Source organism: Mesorhizobium sp. M0522, assembly GCF_040321085.1.
Classification (GTDB): domain Bacteria; phylum Pseudomonadota; class Alphaproteobacteria; order Rhizobiales; family Rhizobiaceae; genus Mesorhizobium.
Map to the genome: position 1 here is coordinate 25,094 of NZ_JAMYQW010000040.1, position 25,979 is coordinate 51,072.

Here is a 25,979-nt window from a genome sequence, read left to right on the forward strand (position 1 = left end):
ATTGAGACGTAGGACGCTCCATCGCGGTATAATCAGAGCCCATGCGCCAACGCAGTGTCGATGATGAAGGCTTTATGCGGTATTGCGCGAGCAAGCTGGACTGCGATGCGTGTTCGCTGAAGCTGCGGTGTTGTCCGAAGGCGCCAGCGCGCAAAGAGGGTCGTTGGCTAGCGCGGAACGTCTGCCAACGAGCTTAGTGCCCGGCGGATGGAATCGCGCGAAAACGGCTTCTCGACAACTGGTCGACCGGCCCGTTCAAGGAAGCGCGCCGCAGCGCCGCCGAGCGTGTCGCCGGTAACGAAAACGAATCGCTCCGCTATGCCCGGGCTTGCCTGACAGGCCCAGTCGAACAAGGCGGGGCCGTCGATGTTCGGCATCCGCAGATCGCAAAAGATCACATCGAAAACAGCACTCATCAGCGCTGCCTTGGCGCCGGCGCCGTCCTCGACGATCCTGACGGCAAAACCTTCAGCCTGTAGTAGTTCTGCCATCGTTTCTCCAACCTCCCGCTCGTCATCGACCACAAGGGCGGTGCAACCGATGCCCGCGACCGAGTGCGCCGCAACACCTTCGACTGAATCTGACGAAGTGCAGGCCTCCACCGGCAAAAGCAATCGGAAATGCGCGCCGTCCGCACGGTCAAGCAGGGCCAGCCGTCCATTGTGCGACTGCACCACGCCGAGCGAGAAAGCGAGCCCGATCCCGGTGCCCGCACCCTGAGCCTTGGTGGTAAAAAACGGATCGAAAATGCGATTCCGGATCTCGGCGGGCACACCGGGGCCATTGTCGGCGATCACGATCTGGAGGTCATTGCCTTCAAGCGCCGTTTCGATCTCGATCCGCCGCGGTCCCGGTATCTCCTGCAGGGCGTGTTGCGCGTTGACGATCAGGTTGTAGAACACCTGATGCATCTGGTCAGGGTCAAGTTCCAGAGGCGGCAGGCCCTCGGCGAGCCGGCATTGCACCTCGATGCCTGCCGTGCGCAAACCGTAGCCGGCGATATCCAGAACCGCGCGGATCAGATCGTTGACGTCGATACTGCGGCGCTCCGGCTGGCGTTGTCGCGCCATTGCCAGGAAGGTCTTCACGATGCGCGCGCAGCGCTCGGCGGCGAGCCTGATCTTGCCGGCCCGCTGTGCGTGGGCGGTTCCGGCTACAAATTCTTCCAGCAACTGGGCCTGCGCGACGACGACCGCCAGGGGGTTGTTGAGTTCGTGCGAGACGCCGGCAAGCAGCGAACCAAGTGCGTTGAGCCGCTCGCTCTGCGCCAATGCCTCGCGCGACCGCGCCAGTTCGGCTTCAGCCGCCTTGGTTGCGGTGAGATCAAGAATGCTGCCGACGATCACCGGTCGGTCGTCCATCTCGATGTGGCGCCAACTCAGCGACACGGGAAACGCGGAGCCGTCCAGACGCCGAAGTTGAGCCTCCACGCCGTCGGCGCGCGGCTGCTGACGTGACAGGGCTTTGAGGCGCCGATAGTCTTCCCGTGTGGCGAACCAGCGGTGCTGCCGGAAGCGGTCCTCGTCATCCGGGCCTATGCCCATGATCTCGCGGAAGGCGGGATTGGCGCTAATCAGCTGCCTCGTTCGCGAGTCTATGAACACGACCGGAACCGGATGATGGTGAGTGAGGTCTCGGAAGCGCCGCTCGCTTCGCAGCAGGCGCTCGGCCGCGCGCTTCTGCTCGGAAATGTCAATATCGAAGCCGCCGATGCGCGCCTGCTGCTGATCGGCCCCCAGAACGGGAAAGCGGACGACAAGGCTCCAGGCATAGTCGACCGCGTTGTTTAGAAATTCCTCGATTGCAATCGCCTGTCCCGATTCCAGGACGCGGCGATCGTTTTCCGCGATCATCGCGGCCTCCTGGGGTCCGAAAATGTCGGCCGCGCTTAATCCGATCGCGCTCTCGGCCGGCCGGCCGAAGACCTTTCCCATTTCGGGATTGGCGATCAGATAGCGCCCGTCGGTATCCTTCAGGTACATGCCTACGGGAGCATGCTTCATGAACGCCGCCAACCGGGCTTCGCTGGCACGCAGAGCGGCGTCGGCAGCGTGGCGCTGCGACAGGTCGCGCAAGCTCGCCGTGAAGAAACGACGTTTGCCGCTCCGGGCTTCGGTGATCGTTAGTTCCACCGGAAACTCGGTGCCGTTCGCTCGCATGGCAGTCTGCTCTGTTCGACGCCCGAGCAACCGCGGGGCGCCACCCGCAAGATATGCCGCAAGCCCGTTTGCGTGCGCCTTGCGCAGATGCGGCGGGACGATGAGCTCCGAGATCTGTCTGCCGACCGCTTCAGCGCGCGAATAGCCGAAGGTCGCCTCGGCCGCTGGGTTGAATTCCACAACCAATCCGGCTTCGTCCGTGACGATCACGCAGTCGAGCGATGAGCGAACCACCGAAGCGAGGATCGCCTCTTGGAATGCGTTTTCGGCGTCGTCTTCTTGCAAGGGCGGGCGCTCCGTGACGACCCGTCGGAACGCTGGCCGTCGGGCAGGCAAGAATGTCGATTATCGTGAGTTCCGGCAAGATGCTGAATCCGACCGCAGTACGGTGCGGAGGTGGGGAAGCGCTTGCACCAGCAGGACGAGGAGCGCCAAGCCTTGCCGTTTGAATCGGTCGTCGGCAACGAGCACAGAGCGCCATTTGCTGCCAGTCATTGTGCGGCTGAACAGCGGAAGTCGGACTCATACGGGCCATTCGCCAAGGGCAAGCCGAGCGACCAAAGTTGGCGCTGCGACCGCACGGCAATTGGCTCACCCAACCCCAGCGTCCAGCTCCAAAGTGTGGAGAAGTGTTCTGGCGGCCCGTAGATCGGCTGTGTCGAAGTCCTCGATAAACCAAGATTGGACCGGCGAGAGGACTTCGAGGGCCTGAGCCTTATCTCCTCGCTCGGCGTGTAGCCGTGCAAGGCTTGTGGCGGCGCGGAGCTCCCACGACTTAGCCTTTTGAGCCCGCGCGATCTCAACCGCTCTGCAGAACTCGATCTCTGCTTCCTTGACTGCGCCCCTTTGCCAGAGCAAGTCGCCGCGGAGGCGGTGAAGCTCCACCTCGTACGCTTTCTCGCCGTACTGGTCGACGGCCCGGAATGCCTTCGAGAGTACGTCCATCGCCTCCCCGACTTTACCCGCCGACGCAAGCGCCCAGGCGAGGTGGCCGAGATGAGCCGTCCAAAGGATCCGAAAGTTGATCTTGTCCATGCCGGACATCCCGGCTCGCATCAGGTCGAGTCCGTTGTGGTGTTCTCCATGGCGCACTTGCGCCAGGCCGCAGTAGAATTGTCCCCATGAGATGTATGATCTGAGGTCGTGCTCCATGCAGAACTCGAGGGCGAATTTTTCGGCCCGCTACCTCGCTCGAACCATCCTCGGCATCCGACAAGACGGCTTGCTTAATGGCCATGCTCGTCATGCCTCGGCAAAGTCAGCCCAAAAACCCGAACGAGATCGCTGACCTGCTCCGGCGAAAGGTAGCGGGGGTTTAGGCCGCGCAACAGCAGATAGAGTTTTGCAGTCTCCTCCAGCTCTTCGGTGGCGAATACGGCCGCCTCGAGCGTTACGCCCGCGACCACGGGACCGTGGTTTGCCAGCAGCACTGAGGAGTAGCGTCCGGCAAGGCCCTTGATCGCATCCGCGACAGCCGGGTCTCCGGGGCGGAAGTAGGGAACCAGCGCCGTCTGGCCGGCCCGCATCAGATAATAGGGCGTCATCGGCGGCAATACCGCCTTGGGATCGATTTCGGGCAGCATGGTGATGGCCACTGCATGGGTCGAATGCAAATGAACTATGGCGCGGGCCCCTGCCCGCGTCTCATAGAGAGCCGTGTGCAAGGGAATTTCCTTGGTCGGAGCATCGCCCGAGACAAGTTTTCCCTGTGCGTCGAGGCGGGCAATGCGGGCGGGATCGAGAAATCCCAGCGAAGCATTGGTGGGCGTGACCAGCCAGCCGCCGTCATCCAGCCGCAGGCTGATATTGCCTGACGATCCCGGCGTCAGACCGCGCTCGAACAGCGAACGCCCGAACCGGCAGATCTCTTCCCTCAACCTCACGTCGGTCATGTCGTGTCTCCCTCGACCAGTTCGAACCCGAGATCGACCACCGTCGGTGGTCCGTCAGAGCACACCAGCCGCGCGCCCATCTCCCCTATGGCGACGCGGGGCGTGAGAATAGTCGACAGCGGCTGCGGGGCGCTGCGCGCCACGTCGAGACCATTATAGCCGAAGATCGCCAGCCGGTCGGGGATGGTGATGCCGCGGGTGAGGCAGTGGAAATAGCCGCCGATCGCCATGTCGTCGTTGGAAAAGTAGACAGCGTCCAAATTCGTGCTGCACTCCAGGAGGCGCGCCAGCCCGTCGCGCCCAGCTTGGATCGAAGACGAGGCAGGAATGATTTCTTCTCCGGCGAGATCGAGGCCTGCCTCGACAAGTGCCGAGCGAAATCCTGCGAAGCGCTTGGCGGCGCGCAGGTCGCGGTTAAGGTCGTGGCCGACATAGCCGATCTGCCGGTAGCCGCGCGAAACCAGATGGCCCGCGGTGGCGCGTCCCGCCTCGCGGTTGGAAAAGCCGACGACGATGTCGATACCCTCGCCGTCGGTATCGAGCAGTTCGGCGACGCGGATACCAGAGTTGCGCAGCATTGCGCCCGCGCGCTCGGTGTGTTCGAGGCCCGCTACCATGACGCCGGCGGGGCGCCAGCTCAGCAGCGACTCGATGAGGCTCTCCTCACGTCCTAATTCATAGTCGGTTACCGCGATGACGGGTTGAAAGCCGGCGCCGACGAGGACTGTGTTCGCCCCCCGCAGCATGTCCGGAAAGACGATGTTGCTGAGCGAGGGGATGACAATCCCTACGAGCCTGGAACCGGTGGAAGCCAGCGTTCCGGCAATGCGGTTCGGCACATAGCCGAGGCTTGTGGCGGCATTGAGAACGCTCTCGCGCGTCTTTGCCGAGAAGGATCCATGCCCCCGTAGCACGCGCGAGGCGGTGCTCTCGCCAACGCCGGCTGCGCGCGCGACGTCGGTGAGGGTAATCATCGGCACCGCTCCCATCCCTCGGCTATTTGGTCGACCATTTCCGAGCCCCTATCCACCGCCGCCTCTGAGCTGTCTGGCCCCATTTTGGCACGTCGCAGTGGCCAACTCAACAAACTTTTGGCAGCGCTGCCACTTTTCTGTTGGCAGCGCTGCCAATCCATGTTATCCGTCAATGCAAGCGCTGCCAAAAGTGAGGATGAGTGGCGCGAAACTGGCGACGAACGCCCTCAATCAGGGAGGAATGAAATGACGGTGCTCACCCCAACGCTGCGAGCTGAAACAGTGGCAGGAATCGAGACCCGAAGAATCGCCTACAGCAAGGTCTTCTGGCGAATCGTGCCGTTTCTGATGCTGTGTTACGTCGTCGCCTATCTAGACCGCGTCAATGTCGGCTTCGCCAAGCTCGACATGTCCGCCGAACTCGGCTTCAGCGAAACGGTCTACGGCCTCGGCGCCGGCATCTTTTTCATCGGCTATTTTCTGTTTGAGGTGCCGAGCAACATCATCCTGCACAAGGTTGGTGCGCGCATGTGGATCGCGCGCATCATGATCACCTGGGGTCTGATCTCGGCAGGCTTCATGTTCGTCGAATCGGCTCCGATGTTCTATTTGCTGCGCTTCCTGTTGGGCGTTGCCGAGGCAGGCTTCTATCCGGGGATAATTCTTTTCCTGACCTATTGGTATCCTTCGCACCGCCGCGCCAAGATCATCGCTGTCTTCATGTCCGCAATTCCGATATCCGGCATCTTCGGCAACCCGCTTTCCGGCTGGATCATGGATTCGTTCCACGGCGATAGCGGTCTTGCCGGCTGGCAGTGGATGTTCCTCATCGAGGCGGTTCCCGCCGTGCTGCTCGGCATCGCCGTCTTCTTCTTCCTCGACAATGGCATCCGTGACGCCAAGTGGCTGAGCGAAGCGGAAAAGCGGGTGCTCGAAGAAGAGATCGAGCGCGAGGAACGCCGCAAGGAGGAAGCGCATTCGGTCGCCGGGGTATTCCGCGACGGCCGCATCTGGCTGATGTGCCTGATCTATTTCTGCTTCGTGATGGGCCAATACGGGCTGACGTTCTGGATGCCGACCCTGGTCAAGGCGACCGGCGTCACCGGCAATCTCAACATCGGGCTGATCAGCGCCATCCCATTCATCTGTGCCGTCGTCACCATGAACCTGTTCGGTCGCAGCGCGGACTGGCACCGCGAGCGCCGCTGGCACCTGGTCGTGCCGGCGCTGCTCGGAGCCGTCGGCTTTATCGTCGCCGCAACGTCCTCGAACCCGACGATCGCCATCGCCTTCCTGTCGCTGGCAGCGGCTGGAGCAATCACCTGCGCGCCGCTCTTCTGGTCTTTGCCGACAGCCTTTCTGGGGGGAACCGGCGCCGCAGCGGGCATTGCGCTGATCAATTCGGTAGGCAATCTGGCCGGCTTCGCCAGTCCCTACCTTGTGGGCTACCTCAAGGACCTGACCGGGACGACGCACGTCGCCATGTACGCGCTCGCCGCCATCCTCGTGGCCGGCGCGATCCTGGTGCTGACGACGCCCGCCAAGCTGGTCAACAAGTGATGACACCGACGGAAAATGGAGTTTCCATGATGACTGTTCAGGCTGTGCAAAGGGAAAACCCCGTGGTGACCAAAGCGACCAGGGTCGCCGTGATCGGCCTCGGCTCGATGGGGTTCGGGATGGCCCAGTCGCTGCAGCGCGCAGCATTCGAGGTGACCGGCTTCGACGTCGATGAAGCTGCGGTTACGCGTTTCGTCGCCCAAGGCGGGCGGGGTGCTTCGACCCCCGCCCAGGCGGCTCAGGATGCGGATGTCGTGGTTTCGGTCGTCGTCAACGCGGCACAAACCGAAGCCATCCTTTTTGGTGAGCATGGCGTTGGCGAGACACTGCCCGAAGGAGCGGTCTTCGTCTCCTCGGCCACGATGGACCCCGATCTCGCACGCAAGTTCGCGGCCCGCCTGGAAGAGACGGGGCGGCTCTATCTCGACGCGCCAATCAGTGGCGGCTCGGTCCGGGCCGCGGAAGGCGCCCTCACCATTCTCGCGTCCGGCAGCCCTGCCGCGTTCGCAAAGGCGCGCCCGTTGCTCGATGCCATGGCAGCCAAACTCTATGAACTGGGGGACGAACCGGGCACCGGCGCCGCATTCAAGATGATTAATCAGTTGCTCGCTGGCGTACATATCGCCGCAGCGAGCGAAGCCATCGTGTTTGCCGCCCGCCAGGGGCTAGACCTCCGCAAGGTCTACGAGGTGATTACGGCCTCGGCCGGCAACTCCTGGATGTTCGAGAACCGGATGCCGCACGTGCTCGACGGAGACTACACGCAGCGCAGCGCGGTCGATATCTTCGTCAAGGATCTCGGCATCATCCAGGACATGGCCCGCAGCGCCAAATACCCGGTGCCGGTTGCAGCCGCCGCGCTGCAGATGTTCCTGATGACGTCGGCTGGCGGAATGGGACGCGACGACGATGCCTCGGTCGCCCGGGTCTACGCCCGCATCACCGGCATCGATCTGCCCGGCACAACGCAACCCTGACCAGGAACGCATGATCATGCCTCGCTTCGCCGCCAATCTGACCATGATGTTCAACGAATGGCCATTCCTCGACCGGTTTGAAGCGGCCGCGGCCGCCGGCTTCACGGCGGTAGAGTTCCTGTTCCCTTACGAGCACACGCCGGAAGCGATCGGCGAGCGCCTGGCGCGGAACGGTCTGACCCAGGCCCTGTTCAATCTCCCGTCTGGCGATTGGGCCGCAGGTGAACGCGGCCTTGCCGCGTTGCCCGAGCGCTTCGATGAGCTAAAGGCCGGCGTGGAGACCGCGCTCTCTTACGCCGAAGCCACCGCCGCACAGCGCCTCCATCTGATGTCCGGGCTCGGCTCGCGCGAGGACAAGGGCGCCGTCGATGCCTATCGAGAAGCGTTGACCTGGACCGCCGAAAAACTGGCGGATCGCGGCATGGACCTGGTGATCGAACCGATCAATGGCCGCGACATGCCGGGCTATTTTCTGAACGATTTCGCCTTTGCGGAATGGCTGATCCACGACCTTGCGCTGCCCAATCTCAAGCTTCAGTTCGACATCTACCACCGTCAGATCCTGCATGGGGATGTCACCATGGCTCTGCGGAGCCTGTTGCCGATTATTGGCCACATCCAGATCGCGAGCGTGCCCTCTAGGCACGAACCCACCTGTGAAGAACTTGACGATCGATTCATCTTCGCGGAGTTGGACCGGCTGGGCTATGGCGGTTTTGTTGGCTGCGAATATCGTCCCAAGGCCAAGACGCTTGACGGGCTCGGCTGGTTCGCCTCCTTTGCCGTGGAGCAGGACCGGGTCTCAAAAGCTGTTGGATCTCTTCTATGACCCTCGCCCTTGGTTGCATAGCGGACGACTATACCGGCGCGTCAGACTTGGCGAACACCCTGGCGAAACAAGGCTTACGTACGGTTCAGACCATCGGGATTCCATCGGCTGACCTGCCGCTACCCGAAGTCGATGCTATCGTCATCTCGCTGAAAATCCGTTCGGTTGGCGCATCTGATGCGGTTGAACGAGCCCGCGCTGCCCAAGATTGGCTCCGCACCCGCGGCGCGGCGCACGTGATGTACAAGATCTGCTCGACCTTCGATTCTACCGATGCAGGCAATATCGGCCCGGTTCTCGATGCCTTGCGCGCTGATGCCCTTGAAACATCGGTCCTTGTAACACCGGCCTTTCCTGAAACCGATCGCACCGTCTACAAGGGCAATCTATTCGTCGGTGCGGTTCCGCTGAATGAGAGCTCGCTCAGGGATCATCCTCTCAATCCCATGCGCGATGCCAATCTGGTCCGCGTGCTGGCTCGGCAGAGCACCGCGGCAGTTGGACTTGTCGAGCTCGCTACAGTTGCTCAGGGCGCGGATGCAATCCGCACTAGACTAGAGCTGCTTTCTACCAGCGGGACCGGAGCGGCTATTGCCGACGCCGTCTTCGAGACGGACCTCGAAGCAATCGGCACGGCAGCGTTAGCCCAGCGCCTGTCGGTCGGAGCGTCCGGGCTGGGATTGGGCCTCGCTCGCGGCCTGATCGCCGCCGGCACCGCACGGCGCCAACAAAGGGTAACCATTCGTGAACAACCGATCGGAGGTCCGGCAGCGTGCCTTGCCGGCAGCTGCTCACGGGCGACGCTGGCGCAGATTGCCAAAGCCGAGCAGACCATGCCTGTACTGAGGCTTGATCCGGAAAAGCTGGTAACCGACCCTTCGGAGACAGTAGAACGTGCCCTCACTTGGGCGACGGAGCACCTTACCAAAGGTCCTATTCTGATCTCCAGCAGCGCGCCCCCGGATGAGGTTTCCAGGCTCCAGGAGCGCCATGGACGGGAGGCGGCCGGCCACACTATCGAGCGCACCCTCGCGATGATTGCAGGGGGGCTGGTCGAGCTGGGAGTCCGCAGGCTGGTCGTTGCCGGTGGCGAGACATCTGGCGCGGTCGTCGATCGCCTGGCGATTCCGGCGTTCGAATTAGGCACGGAAATCGCGGCGGGCGTACCCGTGTTGCGAACATTGGGAACTCAGTACGGCGAAATGGCGCTGGCCCTCAAATCAGGCAATTTCGGTGGCGAAGGCTTCTTTGCGGACGCCTTGGCCATCATTGCGTAAGCGACAAATCGCGCAATTGGCTGTCCCGCTTGTCGGACCTCCCCCTAGCCTGTAGTGAATGCCGACGCGGTGGGTGATCAGCCCGCTGACGTCCAGATCATCCTCACGATCGGCGGGGCACCTCCGGACGAAGCACACGGTCCGTCTGAATGTGCTACAGAGTTCAGCGGCAAGCAAGTTGGGAGCGACAGCCTCGGCCTGGGCGGATGTGCCGGCCGCCAAGCATCAAAGATGCGCGATCGCCGGCCGTCCAGATGCGGTCCACAGACGTCCTGCTCATGGGCCGCAGGTGCAGCTGGGCTACCCGACATCGACCCCGCACGCATCGCCATCGGTGCCGCCAGCGCCGGCGGCGGTCTGGCCGCCGCGCTGGCGCTGCTGGCGAAGGAACGTGGCGTGATCCATCCGGTTCTGCAACTGCTGTCCTACCCAATGCTGGATGACCGGACCACCACCCGCACCGACATCGACCCGCGGCGGCTCCGCCTCTGGAGCCCGGCCAGCAACCGGTTCGGCTGGCGCTCCTACCTCGGCCCCACCACCGCGGACGGCAACGTGCCCCCGCTGGCCGCGCCGGCCCGCTACGACGACCTCTCCGGCCTGCCGCCCGCATGGATCGGCGTCGGCACCAACGACCTGTTCCACGACGAGGACGTCACCTACGCCCGGCGACTGCAGCAGGCCGGCGTCGCCAGCACCCTGCACGTAGTGCCCGGCGCCTACCACAACTTCGACTCCATCGAAGCGAAAGCCGCCATCTCCCGGGCCTTCGTCAACGCCCAGACGACGGCACTGGACGAAGCACTCAAGGACGGCTGAACGGACGCACGCGACAGGTCAGCCGCCCGCGCCTACCTCGCGCGGCTGAAGGAACGCACGACAGGGCGCGACAAGCCGACCAGCCCCGGGGACGTACCGCGCGAGATATGGCTCTCTCCGGGTTGACGCAGGACAAGCAATGCTCTCGACGCTGAGGTTGTGGGCTGCCCGGATAGGGTCGGGGCGCCTCGGAGATCCAAAACCAACTGTTCAGCCACGATCAGCCCGTGAGGCGCGCACGAAACAACGTGGAGCCGTCCGTCAGGCGCGACCTGGAGATATCCCGGAATCCAGCCTCGGTCATCCATGCGCGATATTGACCTTCAGTGTACGATTCACCGTGGCGGTAGAGGTTCAAGAAGGTGAGATTCAGAAAGACACCCTCAGGCGGGCCAAGGCGGTCGTCATCGACGACGCCCGGCCCCGCAATTGCGATCTCGCCTCCGAGTGTTAGGCAACGCGCCGCGTTCAGGATCGAACTGCGCGCCTGGTCCGGCGGAAGGACCTGGACGACGGCCTTCAGGATCGCCAGATCGTGCCGACCGATCGATGGCGCGACGGTTATGTCCCCCTCTTCGACAACCACGTCGTCGGCACCGTATTCTGACAGGATATCTGGCGCGACCGCTGCGACCGTTGGCAGTTCCATCAGCGTCGCCGCAATCTGCGGCCGCTGCTCGCGAAGTCCGACGAGAATGGTCCCGCGGCCCCCGCCGATGTCGATCACCGAACCGATCGCCGAGAGGTCCATCGCCCGGGCCAGATGTCGGCCAAAAATCACCCCGCCCGGTGCGAGCATGCGGCTGAAGGCCGCCGCGGCCTCGGGCCCCGCTTCGGAAAAGTCGTGCAGCGCAGCCGGCCGGTTCTGTCGCAGCGACTCCGCGGTCAGTAGATCGGCTCGCCAGAGCTCGAGCAGGAGCGCATGATCGCCGGCGCGATATGTCGGCTTGGACGCGTCGAGGAAGGCTGACGCTTCGGCTCCGTTGCGAAATTGACCATCCTTGACTTCGAGGAGACCAATGCTGGCGAGCGCGTAGAGGGCGCGGCCCCAAGGCTGTCAGCAGTCATCGCGCTGCCACCGAGCCCGGTGAAGATGCCGAGGTCCAGCCCGGCGCGAAGCGCCAAGGCGGGGGGCACCGCTGCGATCAGGTTGTCGATCCGATCAGAATCCACCATACCATATCCCTTCCACGATCCAGGACCGGCGATCAGAAGTTTGTCACGGAACCGACGAGCGTTTGAAGTAGCATGGTCGACCAGACCGATATACGTGCCCAGTTGGTATTCGACGTCGAAACCGTGACTAGCTGGCTGACTGTTGATCAAGCCCTGCGTAAATCCAGGCACGCGTCTGTTCCAGCACCTCATCGGAAAACGCAGGGTCGTCAACCGCCCGGGCGAGGATCACTGCCCCACCATCGCGGCTGGATGTCATGAGTGCTCGTGCGAGCAAGGCCGAGCGGCGCGCACCCAAAACGGCTTCGGGCAGCAATGGGATCTGGAAGAAAACCACATAACTGCTCCGCAGAAACTGCGTCGGAGATCGTAGGGCATGGGTAAACAGCACCTCGGGATGTGGCGCATTCAGGATGACGAGCTTGTCCAGGCGATGAGTCAACTTTGCCCCGGCGGCCCAAGCGACGATGCCGCCCCAGTCATGGCCGACGACGTGAAACCTTCCGATGCCGAGCGCGTCGGCCAGGGCGACGACATCGCCGAGGAGCTTGGGGAGCGTGTACTCGCGGATGCCCTCTGGCTTGTCGCTGGTGTTGTAGCCCCTCTGGTCGGGAACGATGACCCGATATCCGGCGGAAGCGAGCGTACCGATCTGCCGTCTCCAGCCGATCCAGAAGTCCGGGAAGCCGTGCAGGAGCATGACCGGCTTACCCCCGGCAGGCCCGGCCTGAACGACATGAAGCCGAATGCTTCCGGCGTTGACGAACTGATGTTCAGGCGCGAGTGAGATCATGGCTGGAAACCCGGGTGTCCTAAAACTGATCCAGCGCAATGAGGATTTAGATCGGGCTGCGTCGTCCCGACAACATGCACGCTCAGCCGTCGCATCCCCCGCCAGATGGGCATGGGAGCCGAAGGTCCAAGTGGGATGACGCCAGTGTTTCTGAAGCCGGGATGTTATTTTGCAAGCGCAGGTCTGCACCTGCATCCTTTGGCGCTATTATACGTTTCCCCGCGACGAAGGTGCTCCGGACCGGCGGCTATGTCGAAGAAAACAACCGAGGACCCTTACGAAGGTAAAGTGCGGCCGCCCGACCCGGAGGGCCGCGGACGCAATGCCGAATGGCCGTCAGAGATTCCTGGCCGCGGCTGGAAGGACGTGCTGTGGCGGGTCTTCGCTGAGCTCACCGAGGACCGTGTTATGCTTATCGCGGCCGGGGCCGCATTCTATCTGCTTCTTGCCCTCTTTCCAGCGCTTGCCGCCTTCGTGTCCATCTACGGTTTCGTCGCCGATCCTCAGACCATCGCTGAGCACGTTGCGTTCCTTGGCGGCGTACTGCCCTCGGGAGGTCTGGATATCATCAGATCTCAGCTTGCGTCCTTAGCCGCTCAGAAGACTGGCGCGCTCAGCTTCGGCTTCATCTTCGGCCTTGCCGTCACACTGTGGAGCGCCAGTAACGGCATAAAGACGCTATTCGAAGCCATGAACATCGCCTACGAGGAGAGAGAAAAGCGCGGCTTCATTCACCTGAATCTCCTGGCCTTGGGCTTCACACTTGGCGCCATCCTCATTGGCATCGGCTTTATCGTCTCGGTGGGGATTGTGCCGGCCGTGCTTGCGCTGCTGAACCTCGGCGGCTGGATCGAAGCCCTTGTGCGGATCCTTCGGTGGCCGATGATGCTCATCATGGTTGGCGTCGGGACCACGCTGATTTACCGCTACGGGCCCAGCCGTGAAAGGGCAAAGTGGAAATGGGCGACATGGGGCGCCTTCCTCGCGGCTGTGGTCTGGATCGCAGTCTCGATAGGATTCTCCTACTATCTTGAAAACTTCGCCAACTACAACGCGACGTATGGAGCCCTTGGGGCAGTCATCGGCTTGATGATGTGGACTTGGATTTCTGTGATTATCCTGGTTGTAGGTGCGGAGCTAAATTCCGAGATGGAGCATCAGACAGCGATGGACACCACCACAGGTGCGCAGCAGCCGATGGGTGCGCGAGGTGCCACGGTCGCCGACACGCTGGGCGGATCGGCCGATGCCGCCGACCAGCAGTCGCGTTTTGACGAGCGCAACGCGTAGCGCGCAGATCACTTTGCACCCCATCGTCAAGCGGCTGTAACCAACGCCGCGGAGCGTGGCCAGAACGGCTCAAGGCGCTGATCGCCCGGCTTGCCCAGGTGACTGGCGATCTCACCATCCAGAAGCAACGCAAAAGCGCCGTCGCCGATGCCGAACCCCTCGCCAGCCTCGACGAGGTCATTGTTCTGCTCAAGCGTCAGAGCCGCCGACTTGAAGGGCGAGATCGCCTCGCTAATCGACGACGACCCGCTGTGGGCCTGTCTCGATTAGGTCTTCCGTTCGGTCAAGGGTGTCGCCCGATACTCCTGATGGCCGAGTTGCCCGAGATTGGCGCCCTTTCCAATAAGGCCATCGCCAAACTCGTAGGCTTGGCGCCGATCGCCAGTGACAGCGGCAGGCGCAGCGGTCGAAGACCGGTGCGCGGCGGCCGTGAAGGTCCGCGCTCCAGCCTCTCCCTCCTCGCGCTCACCGTCGCCAGATATGGTCCCCGCCCCGGCGCCTTCCATCAGAGTGAAGCAGGCAGGAAAGGAAAAGGTGGTGATTCGCATTGCGCTCGCCCGCAAGCTACTCGTCATTCCGAATGCAAAGGCACGCGATGCGCGCACCGAGTTGGAAAATGCAACTTGGACACCCCAGCCAGTCGCTCATTGGGAACCAACGGGCCTTACCTCCGTTTGCTCCTCGAATGGAGGAAACCATGAACAACCGGAATTCTGAACGGCGTCCCCCGACTGCGGTAAGAGCTGGTGACGGTACCTCGGAAGACATAGGAGCGACCGTAAGCGGCGCGTTATCCAAAGCGTCGGACATAGCACAAGGGGCAGCGGGAACCGCCAAACGGGCGGCCGCTGGTGGCGCGTCGACCGTGACCAATCAGGTGAAGGAGATGTTGGACCGTCAGGTCGGCAGCGGCGCCGAGGTGATCGGCCAACTGGCGAGCTCGACCAAACGTGCGGCCGAGGACCTCGACACAAATGCACCGATAGTCGCTGGGGTCGTGCGCACCTTCGCGAATAGGCTTGATGGATACGCAGACGACCTGCGAGACAGATCCGTCGATCAACTGGTTCTTGCAGCGTCCGATTTGGCCAGGCGCAAGCCGGGTTTGGTGTTTGGGCTGGCCGCCGTAGCGGGTTTTTTGACATTCCGCACACTGAAGAGCGCGCCTCCCGCTCCAGAATCCATCAAGGAAAGGCGGCAGGGAGCGAACTGATCTGATGGCACAGGAACAACTGAAGAATTCGCCTCTCCCTCAAGCACTGTCGGCAGTGTTGGCGGACGTCGCGGACCTCTTTCAGAAAGAGTTGCGCCTGGCGCATGCGGAGCTGTCCGCCAACGTCTCAACGAAGCTCCAAGCAGGTGTGTGGATGTCTGCTGCTGGCGCGCTGGGAGTGGTCGCCGCTCTGCTTCTAATGCAAGCCCTCGTACTTGGAATCGCGAGCTTAGGGATAGCTCTGCACTGGTCGTGTCTGATCGTCGCGGCCGCAACGGCGGCTGCCGCTGCTTTCGCCTACTATAGGGGCCGCGCTGATGCGCAAAAAGAACTTCTGCCGACACACTCCATAAGCCAGATAAAGCAGGATATTGCGACAACCAAGGAGCAACTAACATGAGCCGCAATTCACAGGTCCAGGATTTTGGAACGAAAGAATGGCTTCTCAGCTCCGCTAGGAACAATCCCGAAGGCCTTCTGCTCGTCGCAGCAGGGTGCGCGCTGCTAATGCGCAGCCGCGGTTCAAGTGCCGGGCATCGCGAGCAATCCCGTGGAACCAACGGGCGCCAAAATGCTCCGCACGTACGCACCGCCAGCGGCGGGGCGTCAAAAACGCAGGAAGAGGCTAGCGAGACAGCAGAGGCCATGCGCGACAATTTAGCCGGCATTGGGGAGAAGGTGAGTGAAACCGCAAGTCACTACGCATCATCGGCCGCGGCATACGCAGAACAGGCCGGTCGCACCGTATCCGAGAAGTCAGGGCGCGTGGTGCAGCAAGCTCAATCAACGTTCCAGGACACGATTGGCCGCATGGTGGAAGAACAACCATTGGCTTTTGTCCTGGCCGGCTTCGCAGCCGGTGCCGCTATAGCTGCTGCTTTACCGGCCAGCGATGTCGAGAGGCGCACGCTCGGCCCAGTAGGAGAGCGATTGACGGTAAAAGCTGGGGACCGATTGAAGTCTTCGACAGCAAAGGCGGGCGAACGGCTCAAGAGCGCAGCCGAGGAACGTGGGCTGAATTCGGACGGCCTCAAGGAGGTCGCAAGGGACGTTGCGGGCGCCTTTGGAAGCGCCTTATCAGAAGAGCAATCAAGTGAACCCGTGCAGCCGTCTTCGCCAAGCCCAAGTGGATCGAGCGGTCCATCCACCGCCAAGCTGCAACCGGGCAGCGCCACCCCTTCGGAAGGAATAACGGCCAAATCGCAGCGGTCGGACAACCCTCGGTCGAGCAAACCTGCCCGCCCCGGTGGCAAGAGAGATTTATGATGGCCGATCCGCAACTTGAGCATCTTGAATACGAAGTTGAGGCCGCCCGGGCTAAGCTCGCCGAGGACTTGTCGACACTTCGGTCGCCAAACATGCTCTCCGAGTTTACCGACGATTTGAAACACGAAGCGCTTGAGGCAAAGGATGCGCTAGTGGAGAAAGCAAGAGCCTCAATGCAATCGGTGGCGCAGGCGATTATTGACGATCTCAAGGCAAAGGCGGCTGCCAATCCGAGCGCTGCTTTGGCGATTGGGGCCGGTTTGGGGTGGCGTTTCCTCCGCCGTCCGCCGATCGCAACCGCACTTGTCGGAGCGGGATTGTTCAGCTTATTGCGGACCAATTCAGCCCGGCCACCCGGCGAGCAGAAGGTGGATCATCTATCGTACGCCAAGGAGCGCCTGAAGGAGCAATCTAGTGATTTGGCGGAAAGCGTCAGTGATTTCGCTCTTGAAACGGCTGGTAAAATAAAACGCGAGGCTGCCGAGTTGACCGGCGTGGCCAAGGAAACTGTTAAAGAGAAGACAGAACGCCTGGCTGCGGGTATCCGCCATAGCGGCGTTGGGCCGCACGAGGGCGAGACTGCCGCAAGAGCATCCGCACCCTTCGATGAAGCTTCGTTAGCTGTTCAAGACGCATCGGGCGATGAGCATACCGAGGACAAACTCCTTCTGGCGGCGGCAGGTTTAGCAGTCGCCGCGGCTGTCGGCTTTGCCTATCAACGACGTCTGAATGAGCAGATGGACACCGACCGAACTGGAAGAGCGTAGACAGAGGTCATTGCAGAGAAACAGTCGTCCTGAAGGCAAAGTATGATGCCGCGCTCACATTTATCGAGTCCCGACGAGTTCAGCCATCGGATTGCATATTCTGGAACCACGAACGGCGCGATGACAATGCGCGCGGCGGAGAAGATCGGACAAAGCGGTCAACCCCTTCGAGCATGATGATCGTCGGCCGGTCGGTCACGGCTTTCAGCGAAACCGCCGAAAGCCGTTTGACACGTCTCTGGCTTGTTTTTCTTTCTCGGTAGCCAACTTCCTACACTCCGATGTGCCAGCACAGTCGGCTGTCGGCACGCAACCACGGTCGCCATATCGTGTTCCACGCCAACAGAAAAAACCCGCCTCGACTGCCGCTGAGCGCGCGCATCCCCGCCTCTGGAACGCTTCAAATACTTTGCCGTTGTTAAAGGCACTTGCAGGAGCCGGGCATGAGAGTATTCCAACGAATTTTGCCGCTCGCCGTGTTCGCGTTGCAACTCTTTGCCGTGCAGTCATTTGCTCAGTCCGAGCAGCAAGATCTGCCGGGGCAAGGCGCATCATCGACAACCGAAGATGCCGAGGATGTCGGCGTCGACGTTTCGCTTGGCAGGCACGAAGTGAAACAGCAGGTCGCAAGGGAGCTTGGAATATCCGAGGTAGAAGTGCCTCTGGCAGTTCATGTGCCTATCGAGCTCGCCAAGCGGGTCTGCGAGAAAGAGGTATTCGACGCACGCGCCAATGTGAACCGAAGCTGCACGGCGACGAAATACATCCCGGAAATTGCCGAAGCAGCACGAAATCGTCCGCAAACCTCTGCCGTTCCGGAGCAATAGGCGAAGACGAATACTATGGGATAGAGAAGGGGTGCTTGGCTACTCTGGGCGATCGACAAAGCGCCGCCCCGAGAGTGTGGAGCGCTTGCGCGTAAGTTTTCAGGCAGCGTCGATATCCGCTTGGCTTCCCCAGAGGATGAATCAGTTTGGGGCCGTATGCTTCGACAAAAGGCGCACACCAGATTGGGAAGGCAACCTTCGACCGGTAGGGCGGAGACTGCTTGTTAGCAGCATCTTGATGATCGCCAGACTGACGAGATTCTCTGGTCAGCATAGTAGCTTTTTGAGACTCCCCGCCTTTTAGTATACTTTCCCTGACTGTCGACAATTTGTTTGGGCGTCGTCAGCTGTGAGCGACCATCGCGCTTCCGCCCCGATCGGGAGACAGCGCAGATGGAAACCTCGTTCAAAAACGAACTGTTGCGGCGCCTGAGCGCGCCGGATCTGGCGTTGCTGCAGCCTCACCTCGAAGCCCGTCACTTGGGACTGAGGACGCATCTGGAGCAGGCCTCGGTCCCGATTGACACCGTCTATTTCTTCGAGAGCGGTCTCGGCTGGGGCCTGCCGGCGAAATAGGATCGAACTCCCGCTCGAGCGGAATTGTTCCCTAGTATTCATGCAGGACAGGCGCGCCCTCATGCGATTTCGTGTGCAATGATGGGTCAAAATGTTTGGTAGAGACTTTTGAGCGGGGATTGGATAACTGGCTCGCGGGAAGCCCCCGTACCCCTTCATTCCGGCACACGCCACCCTCAGGAACGCTTCTGGAATACCTTGCCGCGAATGGGGCTCGGGTATTTGATAGAGAACGCGTCTCGGTTTGCCGGTGACGTGCCGTGCAGTTGCCAAGCCATAAGCTTCTCCAAACCTGCGAGTTGATCCAGTCGACGCACCCGGTCGCTTCACAGACGATACGCCCGCGCTCCAAGCCGCGTAGCTCTCGGCGGTCGCTACATCCAACTGCAGATGTACTCGAGACTCCCTGAGCCTCCAATTTCGTCGAAGCACCGTTACGAAGCATTGGACCGCGGGATCGCTTCCAGCATGTCTGCTCTGTGTGAGAGGATCGCCAGGGAATGAGTTCGATGTGGAGGTCGAACTTCCCTGGCACCAGCCGTGGCTCGATGCCGCCGTCGAGCCGACCCAGCCGGATCAGCCCACTCGAATACCGATAGTTCCCATGAAAAGTCCTCGCCGGAAATCTGCGCCCAGATCAAGGGTCCCGCCCTCAATAGCGGGCGCAGCCTGCAGGATGTGGCGCTGCATGTGCGCGACGACAAATTGGTTACCTGCGGCTGGGCCCCGGAGCGGATCGGGATCCCGCGCCAAGCTCGGCGGAGGAGACATACGAGTCAATCGACAACTGGATGGCGGCGGGCGCGCCTTGTCCGGCAAAATCCATGAAAGGCAAAGTCAGTTTGGCTCGGCGGTGGTCGAGCGACGACTGGCAGCTCAAGCCGGCGGCGATGCTGGCGCTTCGCCGTGGACCCGAATGCCTTTGGCAACCTTTCAGAGCTCTTTGGCCCGTGCGCGCGAGACGTCGTTCCGGTCAACAATGGCCAAGCCCCCGAAGAGGACAACGAAACCGACGATTGCGATCCAGCCGATGATCTGTCGTATCCGCTCCTGCCCCTCGGGCATTTGAAGCGCCTCGACCTTCGGCCACATCACGTTGATATAACCATCCGGCTCTGCGATTAGGCCTTGGTCCTCCGTGTCGATTTCGAGCATTACGCCTTTGATGGGGCCCTTCGTCATCACCATGACATGGGCAGGAGCTTCTCGTGCGATCACTTCCCCGTTGCGGCTCACCTGTGCCCAGCCCCAAAGGGCGATTTCCGGCCGTACCTTCGGCAGCTTGCCCGTGCCGATGCCAGTGTTGCCGTGCATCTCGTGTTCATACGCTACGCCTGACCATGTCGTATATTTTCCGAGCGGGTGGCGCGGCATTGGCTTGTCAATGCTGACCGTATAGGCGACGTCGCCGGAGGTGAACCCGGCCGAGACTCGCAAACCATCCGTGTTCTGAACGTGCGACCAGCGGTTGCCCATTTCCACGGTTTGGATTGCAATGGTGCCGTTCATAGGCACGGTGCTGTTCATTGCGTACGGATCGGCCCCGGTCACCCGCATGCCCTCGCCTGAAGCCCGTGCGGTTGCGATCAAACCGTCGGTGCCCCTCGATTGAGCGTGGGCAGGTTCGGCAGGGACACCCAGCAGGACGGCTAGCGTGCCGATCCCAGCCAGGCCGATTACCCGTCGCTTCTTCATCAGCCAACCGCCGACCCACCAGCCGATAAGTGCCGAAACGAAACCGCCTGGAAACGACAGCCACCAAAGATCCCTGTAGCCGGAATAATGAGGCTGATCGAGCGGCAGGCCACGTGGGCCCAGATACATGCTGTAAGTGGTCCAGACGAAGGCGAGCATGAGCGCGCCGATGGTCCAGCCCAGCCGGCCGGCACCGGCGTAAGCAGTCCAGACACAGACAAAAACGAAGCTGATCAAAAGGTGCTGGACGAAGAAGGTGATGCCTGGGAAGTCGCGCAATAGCACCGTCTGGGTCAAAACACCGTCTGCCGCAACGATGATCACAGCAGTAACGAGCCCGTAGACAACGAACCGCCACGTCTCCCCACGTTCGGTCTCAGCAACAACATGGTTTCGCCGCCAAAGCCACAGCGCCATCAGATAACCACCTAGGATCGCTAAGAAGTGCACCGGCACGCCGGTAATCCACAGGTGATTGAAGTCGAGCCATTCGGGTTCCTGCGGCAGCCCCACGGGCGCAAGCCATTGATAGTAAATCTCCAGAATGAGCGTGTGGACCGCCGTCAGGACCAAGCCTGGAATGATCCCGATGCCGAGAAAAGCCGTACCAAATAGAAAGACGGTTGCGATCAGGAAAGTCTTGGTTATCCAATAGGTCCAGTATGGATCATTCTCCCAAAGCAGGCCGTGCGCGATGGACGCATCGACGAATATGGCCGAAAGCGCCACAAGAATGCTGAACTTAATTGTATCTTTTGCGAGCAAAAACATCTGCACGCTCCCGCATTGCGCGATATTAACGCCAGTTTTCCATGTAAGTTCCCTGGTTGGGCTGGGCTGACAGGGACCTCTGCCCGTCGCTGGCGCCCTCTGTCCGCGCTCGGGACGAACTTTCTCCGATCCGGCTTGGCGTTCGTCGGTGCCCGCCCACGCAACTGCTCAGTCATTTTCTCGGGCATCTCCGCTCGCGACCTCGTTCCGAACGTTTTAACACGCCCATTCGAGCTTGATCTCGCCGAGCGCGGCGCTAGCCCTTCCGATCTGGCTATTGCCATGCGTATTTGACCAGGCTTGCGCAGACGAACGCTTTACGCCGCAAGTCGCTCGTCGTAGCAATTTCTCGAAATGCTCAGTTCGACGACCGCCTGCTACAGTCAGCCTTGTTCGTCGCCCAGCGTTCACGAAGGGGACTCGCTAGCGGACGAATCCCCATCACCCAGTTCACGATCCTACGTTCCGACCCGCTCACCGCTTGGCGCTGTCGCTGTCCGCTTCGGCCCGCGCAAGGAACTGCTCGGTCGTGGAGGGAAGATGGCTTTTCAGCCAATCCGCCATCGCGACTTCCTCTCGCAGATTCTCTTCGCAAGCCCGAAGGACCTCGGTTTCGCCGAGCGATCGAGCAGCGGCGATCAGGATCGTGTAGGAGGCGATTTCCATGTGCTCGAACGTGTAGCTCGCCAGCGATCCTTTCATCACCTCGTCTCCGGCGAAGACGCCGCTCAGCGATTGCGCCATCGCCGTCAGCTTACCGCCAGCGTCCTTCATCGTGGATGAACCCTCGTCCATCTGATCGAGACAGGTCTTCAGCCGGGCAGCCTGCTGCTTCGTTTCGTCGAGGTGCTGTCGGATCCGGTCGCTCAGTTCGGGATAATTCTCGATACGGCTCAACTGCCCGTTCAACATCGTTTCGGCCTGCTCTTCCATGGCATGAGCATCTCTAAGCCATTGGACAAACCATTCGCGGCTTTCTGACATTTCGAATCTCCTTTGCGGTCTAAGGAAAAAACTTTCAGAAGAGGACATTGTTCCGGAGCAGAGCCCGCGGAACGGCTCTTGACAGTCGTGCCGGGTCTCAATTCACCTCGCGAAAATCCTGCAGCGATGCGTGGGAAACGCCAAGATCGCGGAAGACCGGCGCAAGGAAAACGGCCCGTGGACGCTCGCCGCTGCGCCGCTCCATTACAAAGTCCAACTGGCACTGGCCGCTTCCTGGCCATCCGACGCGGCGACATACGGCGACATATTGAAGGTCCCCGCATGGCATACTGCGACCGCTGCATGTCGTTCCTGGCAAGTAAGAACGGCAAGCAGATGAAGCTACCAGCGCTCGGCGAAGCTGAAGTGGATTCTCGACGAGGCGCTGATCGCGGCGGCTGGCGCTCCGCATTGAGCCTTGTGCCTCACCGCACCACCGCAGTCACAAGGAACGCGACGGCCTCTCCGCTCGTTGATTGGTTTTCGAATCGAGCCGCCGTCATGCCCTCCACATCGATCCGCAAGATGGAATATGATCTGGATAGAAGGACCCTCTCGGTGTGGTTCGTCGCCAGCGGCAAGCGGTACGAGTTTGAGGGGGTACCGCCGGAAACCTTTGCCGCGTTCCGGGCCGCGTTCGCCAAGGGCCGCTATTTCAACGACCACATCCGCAACAATTTCCGCTACCGTGTGGTTGCGAGCGATAGCGACCCGGGATGACCTGACCTGCCGGCGGCTCAATCGTCCTGTCGCTCCAACCGGCGGTTGGTGGACGCGTTGCCACTGTTGCGCTTAGGGTTGGTTACGGTCCGCGCTCACTTGGCAAGCCCAACCCCCCGCATCCCCCCGCCTGGTGCAAAGCGTTTGATCGGTCCCGCCGTTCTGGCAGTGCGGCGGGACTTTTTTGCGGTCCAGGTGGAACATCGGCGCGCGGGGAAGGCGCGGTGCACGCAGGACCCTTTTCTCATACAACGTACGTCGGTGGCGCGCTGAAGGGTCTCAACGTCGGTCTGCCGCCGGAGCTCAACTAGCTGGACTATTGCTCGACCGGAAGCGGCTCGTGCTGCGGCTCAGCGTGGTGGAACACCTGTCCAAGATCGCGCGCGTCGAACGTTTGGCCGCAGACTGGGCAGTAGACCAAGTGCTTTGACTCGTCCTCGACCGGCCCGTCATGCGGCCTGCCCTCATAGCCGGTCGCGATGTTGTCGGTTCTAATCCGGGGCATCTGCAAGTGCCTTTGGTCGTTTTGGCGGCCGATACTTCTCCACCAACCGGACCTTCTCACGGTCGACCGGGACCAATGGCCCGAGGTCGATCGTCACAGTGTTCTCGTCGATGCGCGTGACCTCGCCTTTTAGGTCGATTTGCTGGCCTCGGTTCACCTTGGTGTGATCGATAATGGAATGTGGGAAGTCGTAACCTGGGATCGAGACCCTTACGCGGTCCTCTGTTACCCGCGTCAGAACCCTGGCCGTAATCGCCACCTGGTCACCAATGCCTATTCTCCGAGCCATGCCATGGATTCTGGTGCGGGCAGCGTCTTCTTCAAGAGGCTTCTAATATACGCCAGCCATCCTAAGGCTGACCTACGACCAGAGTTACAAAAGTTGAACTTGATCGGGGAACACTCTTTCTGTCTGCCTGTTCAATTTGCCAGGCGCATCCCGCGCATTCAGACAGGAGAAAGAAGATGAAACGCATCCTTTTGACTTCGGCCGTGCTGGCGCTGTCGGCCGGGCTTTCCTTTGCCCAGACGACCAGCGGAACTTCGAGCGGAACCTCAACGAGCGGAACCTCGACCACGACGACCATGCCCAGCACGACGGATCAGGGCACCGGCACGACGAGCAGCGGGACCAACATGTCCGGCGATCAGGGCACCGACACGACCACCACCAGCGGCACCACAAATCCGAACTCGGCCAGAGACTGCGCGCCCGGCCAGCAGACTGGCAGCGCTCAGCAGGCGGCGCCTGGCCAGCAGGACACGACAGCCAACACCGCCGCGCCAGGCCAGGTGAAAAAGACCGACGAAGGTTGCTGATTGGTACATCGGCACAGGTTGGAATCACCAGTGTGGCTGGCCAGCCTCCCCTGACCACCGCCTGAACTCAACTCGGCTGGCGAGCAAGTTGCCGCCAGCCGAGCATCAGTCGAGGAACCTTTGCGCTTGCTTGTGCTTTCAGTGGGGCACGCCTGGCTTGTGTTTGCTTTCGGTCAGATAGATATCCGTCTGCTCCCGCATCTTGCTGAAGGGAGCTGCGGCCGCGCTCAGAGGAGAGGCTAACAGGTGATTTCGATCGACGCGCCGTATTGCCGATAGCGCTAGAGCGATTCGAACCCCTACATCGGACAAACGTTTTCGGGGTTGATCGTTTGCGGCCGGCTTGCAGTGGGTTCCGGAGGAACGGAGCTTCCGCCGCGTTGCCTGGCGGGCTCAACCCACTACTGACTGGTGCGAGCCAAAGTCGGCGATCTCAACCTCGTAGAAGTGAGCGGACCGTCTCGCCAGCTCGCAAAATTCCGTGGGTGTCAGACCTGTAAAACGGCGGAACTCATGAACGGCCTGCGATTGATCAAAGTAGGCCTCATCGACAAGCTGCGTATGACAGGTTCCTCGCCGAGCACCAGGCCGCGCACGATGAGCCGCGCTCGCCGTCTGTCGACCTGGTTGCCGCCGTGCTTGAGCGCGAGTCGTGGCGCCGGTGGCCTGAAGGTCGCGACGAATGAAACGCCGGCCCAGTTCAACCCGCGCGACGTCCTTCAAAGCTGGGGGGATCGATCTTCACCAAGCGGTCTGCGGCCTCGACCGCAGTTCGTATCCTGCTGCACAGCGCGAGATTTTCGGCCAGCATTTCTTCAGTGCGTTGAAGCGCGAGCTCGGTCCGGTGGATGCGCTGCCTGGCATTGGCAACTTCCGATGTCAAAAGACATGGGGGGCGATATCGTTCCCTGATGTCGGGCGAAACGGCGGGCCGCAGAAAAGCGCGATGGGCCGAATGACCAATGCGCGCCCTGTTAAAACAGCGCCGGAAACAGGCGAACGGCTTCGGCCGCTCTACATCCCACGGCAGAGGCGATGACGGTCCAGAGGGCCATTGATCTGTTCAGGTACGACTACAACGTAAGCGAAGACACACTCAGGCGGCTGGTGATCAAGCACCGTCTTCACAACCAGACAATGCCCGGTGCTCCGTGGAGAATAACGCTCCTGGTTTGGCTATGGCGCTCGTCGGCGATGATGACGCGCTTGCGCGGTTGAGGCGGGACGATCGCGAGCATCCGGACGTAACTCGGTATTTCAAGCAGCTCGGCATCCCGCGACCCTGACCTGTTATCAAAAGTTAGGTCGCGGCGACTGTCTAAAATAGACATTAAGTACTATCCAAGTCGCAGGTAATGGCTGGATCTTCCCGGTTTAAGCTCTTCGCCTTGCGATTGCAGAGAGCCAATTCCTTCGCGAGTCACTGCTTCGCTATGCCCACGCGTTCCTCATCCAGTCGTCCCGGACGGCACTGGTCAACGGCCACTCCAAAATCGAGGAGCGGCTGGCCCGCTGGTTGCTGATGGTCCAAGACCGGGTCGAAGGAAACAAGATTTACCTGACGCATGAGTTTCTGGCGACCATGCTTGGCACTCGGCGCCCGGGCGTTACCACCGCCCTCCAAATGCTGAGTATCGGGGGCTGGTTCACGCCAGGCGCGGCGAGATCACAATTGTCGACCGGTTGGAATGATACAACTCACACATGGTGCCTACGGCGACGAGGAGCAAAGTCACTTCGGCCTCGCCTCCGCCTAACTGTTCGGAATCGGACAAACTCTTGCAGGCGGCCGAATTGGTGCCATAAATCGTGTTGATTTGGGTTTCAGGGAGGAACTCACATCACTAACACTTTTCACACCGTCACGGTTGAAAGAGCCGCCGAAGCCTATGTCCTCTCCAGGAGGAGCTATTGGCGGCGGCATCCATAATTCACGGTGTGCCCGTCGCTTTCGATGCAAAAACAGCCGATGTCGTAGAACCACGGCTCCATTCGTAGGCCATATATGCCTGCGCTCGCGCAGATGCCCACCCTGTCGGACGTTTGTCCGTTACCTGATCGACAATGTCGGCAGGCCGTGCATTTCGATA

At 61.2% G+C, this 25,979-nt stretch carries 27 protein-coding genes and 1 pseudogene; 17 read left to right on the forward strand and 11 right to left on the reverse strand.

The genetic code is table 11. The features are described 5' to 3' along the window. Nucleotides 1–167: 167 nt before the first annotated feature. From NKI58_RS29650 to NKI58_RS29665, 4 genes are all read right to left on the reverse strand, one after another. Entirely contained in the window at nucleotides 168–2,444 is a 2,277-nt protein-coding gene (locus NKI58_RS29650) for a PAS domain S-box protein (protein WP_352708787.1), read from the reverse strand. A gap of 306 nt (nucleotides 2,445–2,750) precedes the next feature. After that, on the reverse strand, nucleotides 2,751–3,194 hold the full coding sequence (locus NKI58_RS29655; protein WP_502897023.1) for a hypothetical protein: 444 nt from the start codon (nucleotides 3,192–3,194) through the stop codon (nucleotides 2,751–2,753). 191 nt (nucleotides 3,195–3,385) lie between these two features. Further along, nucleotides 3,386–4,051: a 3-oxo-tetronate 4-phosphate decarboxylase gene (otnC, locus tag NKI58_RS29660; RefSeq protein WP_352594593.1), complete on the reverse strand. Its 666-nt coding sequence runs from the start codon at nucleotides 4,049–4,051 to the stop codon at nucleotides 3,386–3,388. Beyond that, on the reverse strand, nucleotides 4,048–5,025 hold the full coding sequence (locus NKI58_RS29665) for a LacI family DNA-binding transcriptional regulator (protein WP_352708783.1): 978 nt from the start codon (nucleotides 5,023–5,025) through the stop codon (nucleotides 4,048–4,050). Before NKI58_RS29665 ends, otnC begins: the two co-directional genes overlap by 4 nt. A 246-nt stretch (nucleotides 5,026–5,271) precedes the next feature. On the opposite strand from NKI58_RS29665, the gene NKI58_RS29670 reads away from it, so the two are divergent. The 5 genes from NKI58_RS29670 (at nucleotide 5,272) to NKI58_RS29690 (ending at nucleotide 10,487) form a co-directional block, all read left to right on the forward strand. Next, entirely contained in the window at nucleotides 5,272–6,585 is a 1,314-nt protein-coding gene (locus NKI58_RS29670; RefSeq protein ID WP_352843845.1) for an MFS transporter, read from the forward strand. A gap of 29 nt (nucleotides 6,586–6,614) precedes the next feature. Continuing rightward, nucleotides 6,615–7,562 carry an L-threonate dehydrogenase gene (gene ltnD / locus NKI58_RS29675; protein ID WP_352843854.1) on the forward strand — a complete coding sequence of 316 codons (948 nt, stop codon included), beginning with the start codon at nucleotides 6,615–6,617 and terminating at the stop codon, nucleotides 7,560–7,562. A gap of 16 nt (nucleotides 7,563–7,578) precedes the next feature. Continuing rightward, entirely contained in the window at nucleotides 7,579–8,391 is an 813-nt protein-coding gene (otnI, locus tag NKI58_RS29680; protein ID WP_352643371.1) for a 2-oxo-tetronate isomerase, read from the forward strand. Continuing rightward, nucleotides 8,388–9,668, forward strand: a complete 1,281-nt coding sequence (otnK, locus tag NKI58_RS29685; RefSeq protein WP_352594601.1) for a 3-oxo-tetronate kinase — start codon at nucleotides 8,388–8,390, stop codon at nucleotides 9,666–9,668. Before otnI ends, otnK begins: the two co-directional genes overlap by 4 nt. A 231-nt stretch (nucleotides 9,669–9,899) precedes the next feature. Continuing rightward, complete coding sequence (locus NKI58_RS29690) at nucleotides 9,900–10,487, forward strand: alpha/beta hydrolase fold domain-containing protein (RefSeq protein WP_352843846.1); 588 nt, start codon at nucleotides 9,900–9,902, stop codon at nucleotides 10,485–10,487. A 220-nt stretch (nucleotides 10,488–10,707) separates the two neighbouring features. On the opposite strand, the gene NKI58_RS29695 is transcribed toward NKI58_RS29690, so the two are convergent. From NKI58_RS29695 to NKI58_RS29705, 3 genes are all read right to left on the reverse strand, one after another. Beyond that, nucleotides 10,708–11,286, reverse strand: a complete 579-nt coding sequence (locus NKI58_RS29695) for a methyltransferase (RefSeq protein WP_352594603.1) — start codon at nucleotides 11,284–11,286, stop codon at nucleotides 10,708–10,710. Nucleotides 11,287–11,372: 86 nt separating this feature from the next. Next, complete coding sequence (locus tag NKI58_RS29700; RefSeq protein WP_352708776.1) at nucleotides 11,373–11,813, reverse strand: hypothetical protein; 441 nt, start codon at nucleotides 11,811–11,813, stop codon at nucleotides 11,373–11,375. After that, nucleotides 11,791–12,456, reverse strand: coding sequence for an alpha/beta fold hydrolase (locus NKI58_RS29705; RefSeq protein ID WP_352854120.1), 666 nt, complete (start codon nucleotides 12,454–12,456; stop codon nucleotides 11,791–11,793). Before NKI58_RS29705 ends, NKI58_RS29700 begins: the two co-directional genes overlap by 23 nt. Before the next feature lie 249 nt (nucleotides 12,457–12,705). Here NKI58_RS29705 and NKI58_RS29710 point away from each other — a divergent pair, with 249 nt between their 5' ends. The 8 genes and pseudogenes from NKI58_RS29710 to NKI58_RS29745 all read left to right on the forward strand — a co-directional run bounded on the left by NKI58_RS29710 (nucleotide 12,706) and on the right by NKI58_RS29745 (nucleotide 18,395). Continuing rightward, nucleotides 12,706–13,746: a YihY/virulence factor BrkB family protein gene (locus NKI58_RS29710; protein ID WP_352643326.1), complete on the forward strand. Its 1,041-nt coding sequence runs from the start codon at nucleotides 12,706–12,708 to the stop codon at nucleotides 13,744–13,746. Nucleotides 13,747–13,808: 62 nt separating this feature from the next. Then, nucleotides 13,809–14,370: pseudogene (locus tag NKI58_RS35645) on the forward strand (transposase); the annotation flags it as partial. Between the two features lie 73 nt (nucleotides 14,371–14,443). Further along, nucleotides 14,444–14,959 (forward strand): hypothetical protein, encoded by a 516-nt coding sequence (locus NKI58_RS29720; protein WP_352854136.1) that lies wholly within the window; start codon nucleotides 14,444–14,446, stop codon nucleotides 14,957–14,959. Between the two features lie 4 nt (nucleotides 14,960–14,963). Beyond that, the gene (locus NKI58_RS29725) at nucleotides 14,964–15,359 is read left to right on the forward strand and encodes a phage holin family protein (protein WP_352594613.1); all 396 of its coding nucleotides are present in this window, start codon (nucleotides 14,964–14,966) and stop codon (nucleotides 15,357–15,359) included. Then, nucleotides 15,356–16,225: a hypothetical protein gene (locus NKI58_RS29730; protein ID WP_352854122.1), complete on the forward strand. Its 870-nt coding sequence runs from the start codon at nucleotides 15,356–15,358 to the stop codon at nucleotides 16,223–16,225. The genes NKI58_RS29725 and NKI58_RS29730 overlap by 4 nt, the downstream gene beginning before the upstream one ends. Continuing rightward, nucleotides 16,222–16,992, forward strand: coding sequence for a hypothetical protein (locus NKI58_RS29735; protein WP_352643332.1), 771 nt, complete (start codon nucleotides 16,222–16,224; stop codon nucleotides 16,990–16,992). Before NKI58_RS29730 ends, NKI58_RS29735 begins: the two co-directional genes overlap by 4 nt. Nucleotides 16,993–17,435: 443 nt before the next feature. Then, nucleotides 17,436–17,819: a hypothetical protein gene (locus tag NKI58_RS29740; RefSeq protein WP_352643334.1), complete on the forward strand. Its 384-nt coding sequence runs from the start codon at nucleotides 17,436–17,438 to the stop codon at nucleotides 17,817–17,819. A gap of 393 nt (nucleotides 17,820–18,212) precedes the next feature. After that, entirely contained in the window at nucleotides 18,213–18,395 is a 183-nt protein-coding gene (locus tag NKI58_RS29745; protein WP_352854124.1) for a hypothetical protein, read from the forward strand. Nucleotides 18,396–19,328: 933 nt separating this feature from the next. On the opposite strand, the gene NKI58_RS29750 is transcribed toward NKI58_RS29745, so the two are convergent. Together NKI58_RS29750 and NKI58_RS29755 are read right to left on the reverse strand one after the other, a co-directional pair. Then, a complete protein-coding gene (locus NKI58_RS29750) occupies nucleotides 19,329–20,861 on the reverse strand; it encodes a hypothetical protein (protein WP_352594623.1) in 1,533 nt (510 codons plus the stop codon). 474 nt (nucleotides 20,862–21,335) lie between these two features. After that, complete coding sequence (locus tag NKI58_RS29755) at nucleotides 21,336–21,845, reverse strand: ferritin-like domain-containing protein (protein ID WP_352594625.1); 510 nt, start codon at nucleotides 21,843–21,845, stop codon at nucleotides 21,336–21,338. A 282-nt stretch (nucleotides 21,846–22,127) separates the two neighbouring features. Between NKI58_RS29755 and NKI58_RS29760 the strand changes: the two genes are divergently transcribed. After that, nucleotides 22,128–22,565 carry a KTSC domain-containing protein gene (locus NKI58_RS29760; RefSeq protein WP_352854127.1) on the forward strand — a complete coding sequence of 146 codons (438 nt, stop codon included), beginning with the start codon at nucleotides 22,128–22,130 and terminating at the stop codon, nucleotides 22,563–22,565. A 316-nt stretch (nucleotides 22,566–22,881) separates the two neighbouring features. Here the strand turns inward: NKI58_RS29760 and NKI58_RS29765 are convergent, their stop codons facing one another. Both NKI58_RS29765 and NKI58_RS29770 read right to left on the reverse strand, forming a co-directional pair. Continuing rightward, nucleotides 22,882–23,070 (reverse strand): hypothetical protein, encoded by a 189-nt coding sequence (locus NKI58_RS29765; protein ID WP_352503331.1) that lies wholly within the window; start codon nucleotides 23,068–23,070, stop codon nucleotides 22,882–22,884. After that, nucleotides 23,057–23,359: a hypothetical protein gene (locus NKI58_RS29770; protein WP_352854129.1), complete on the reverse strand. Its 303-nt coding sequence runs from the start codon at nucleotides 23,357–23,359 to the stop codon at nucleotides 23,057–23,059. Before NKI58_RS29770 ends, NKI58_RS29765 begins: the two co-directional genes overlap by 14 nt. 176 nt (nucleotides 23,360–23,535) lie before the next feature. Here NKI58_RS29770 and NKI58_RS29775 point away from each other — a divergent pair, with 176 nt between their 5' ends. The 3 genes from NKI58_RS29775 (at nucleotide 23,536) to NKI58_RS29785 (ending at nucleotide 25,705) form a co-directional block, all read left to right on the forward strand. Beyond that, on the forward strand, nucleotides 23,536–23,889 hold the full coding sequence (locus NKI58_RS29775) for a hypothetical protein (protein WP_352854131.1): 354 nt from the start codon (nucleotides 23,536–23,538) through the stop codon (nucleotides 23,887–23,889). Between the two features lie 682 nt (nucleotides 23,890–24,571). Further along, on the forward strand, nucleotides 24,572–24,928 hold the full coding sequence (locus tag NKI58_RS29780; protein ID WP_352854133.1) for a hypothetical protein: 357 nt from the start codon (nucleotides 24,572–24,574) through the stop codon (nucleotides 24,926–24,928). 483 nt (nucleotides 24,929–25,411) lie between these two features. Continuing rightward, nucleotides 25,412–25,705: a hypothetical protein gene (locus NKI58_RS29785; RefSeq protein WP_352843855.1), complete on the forward strand. Its 294-nt coding sequence runs from the start codon at nucleotides 25,412–25,414 to the stop codon at nucleotides 25,703–25,705. Nucleotides 25,706–25,979: the final 274 nt, after the last annotated feature.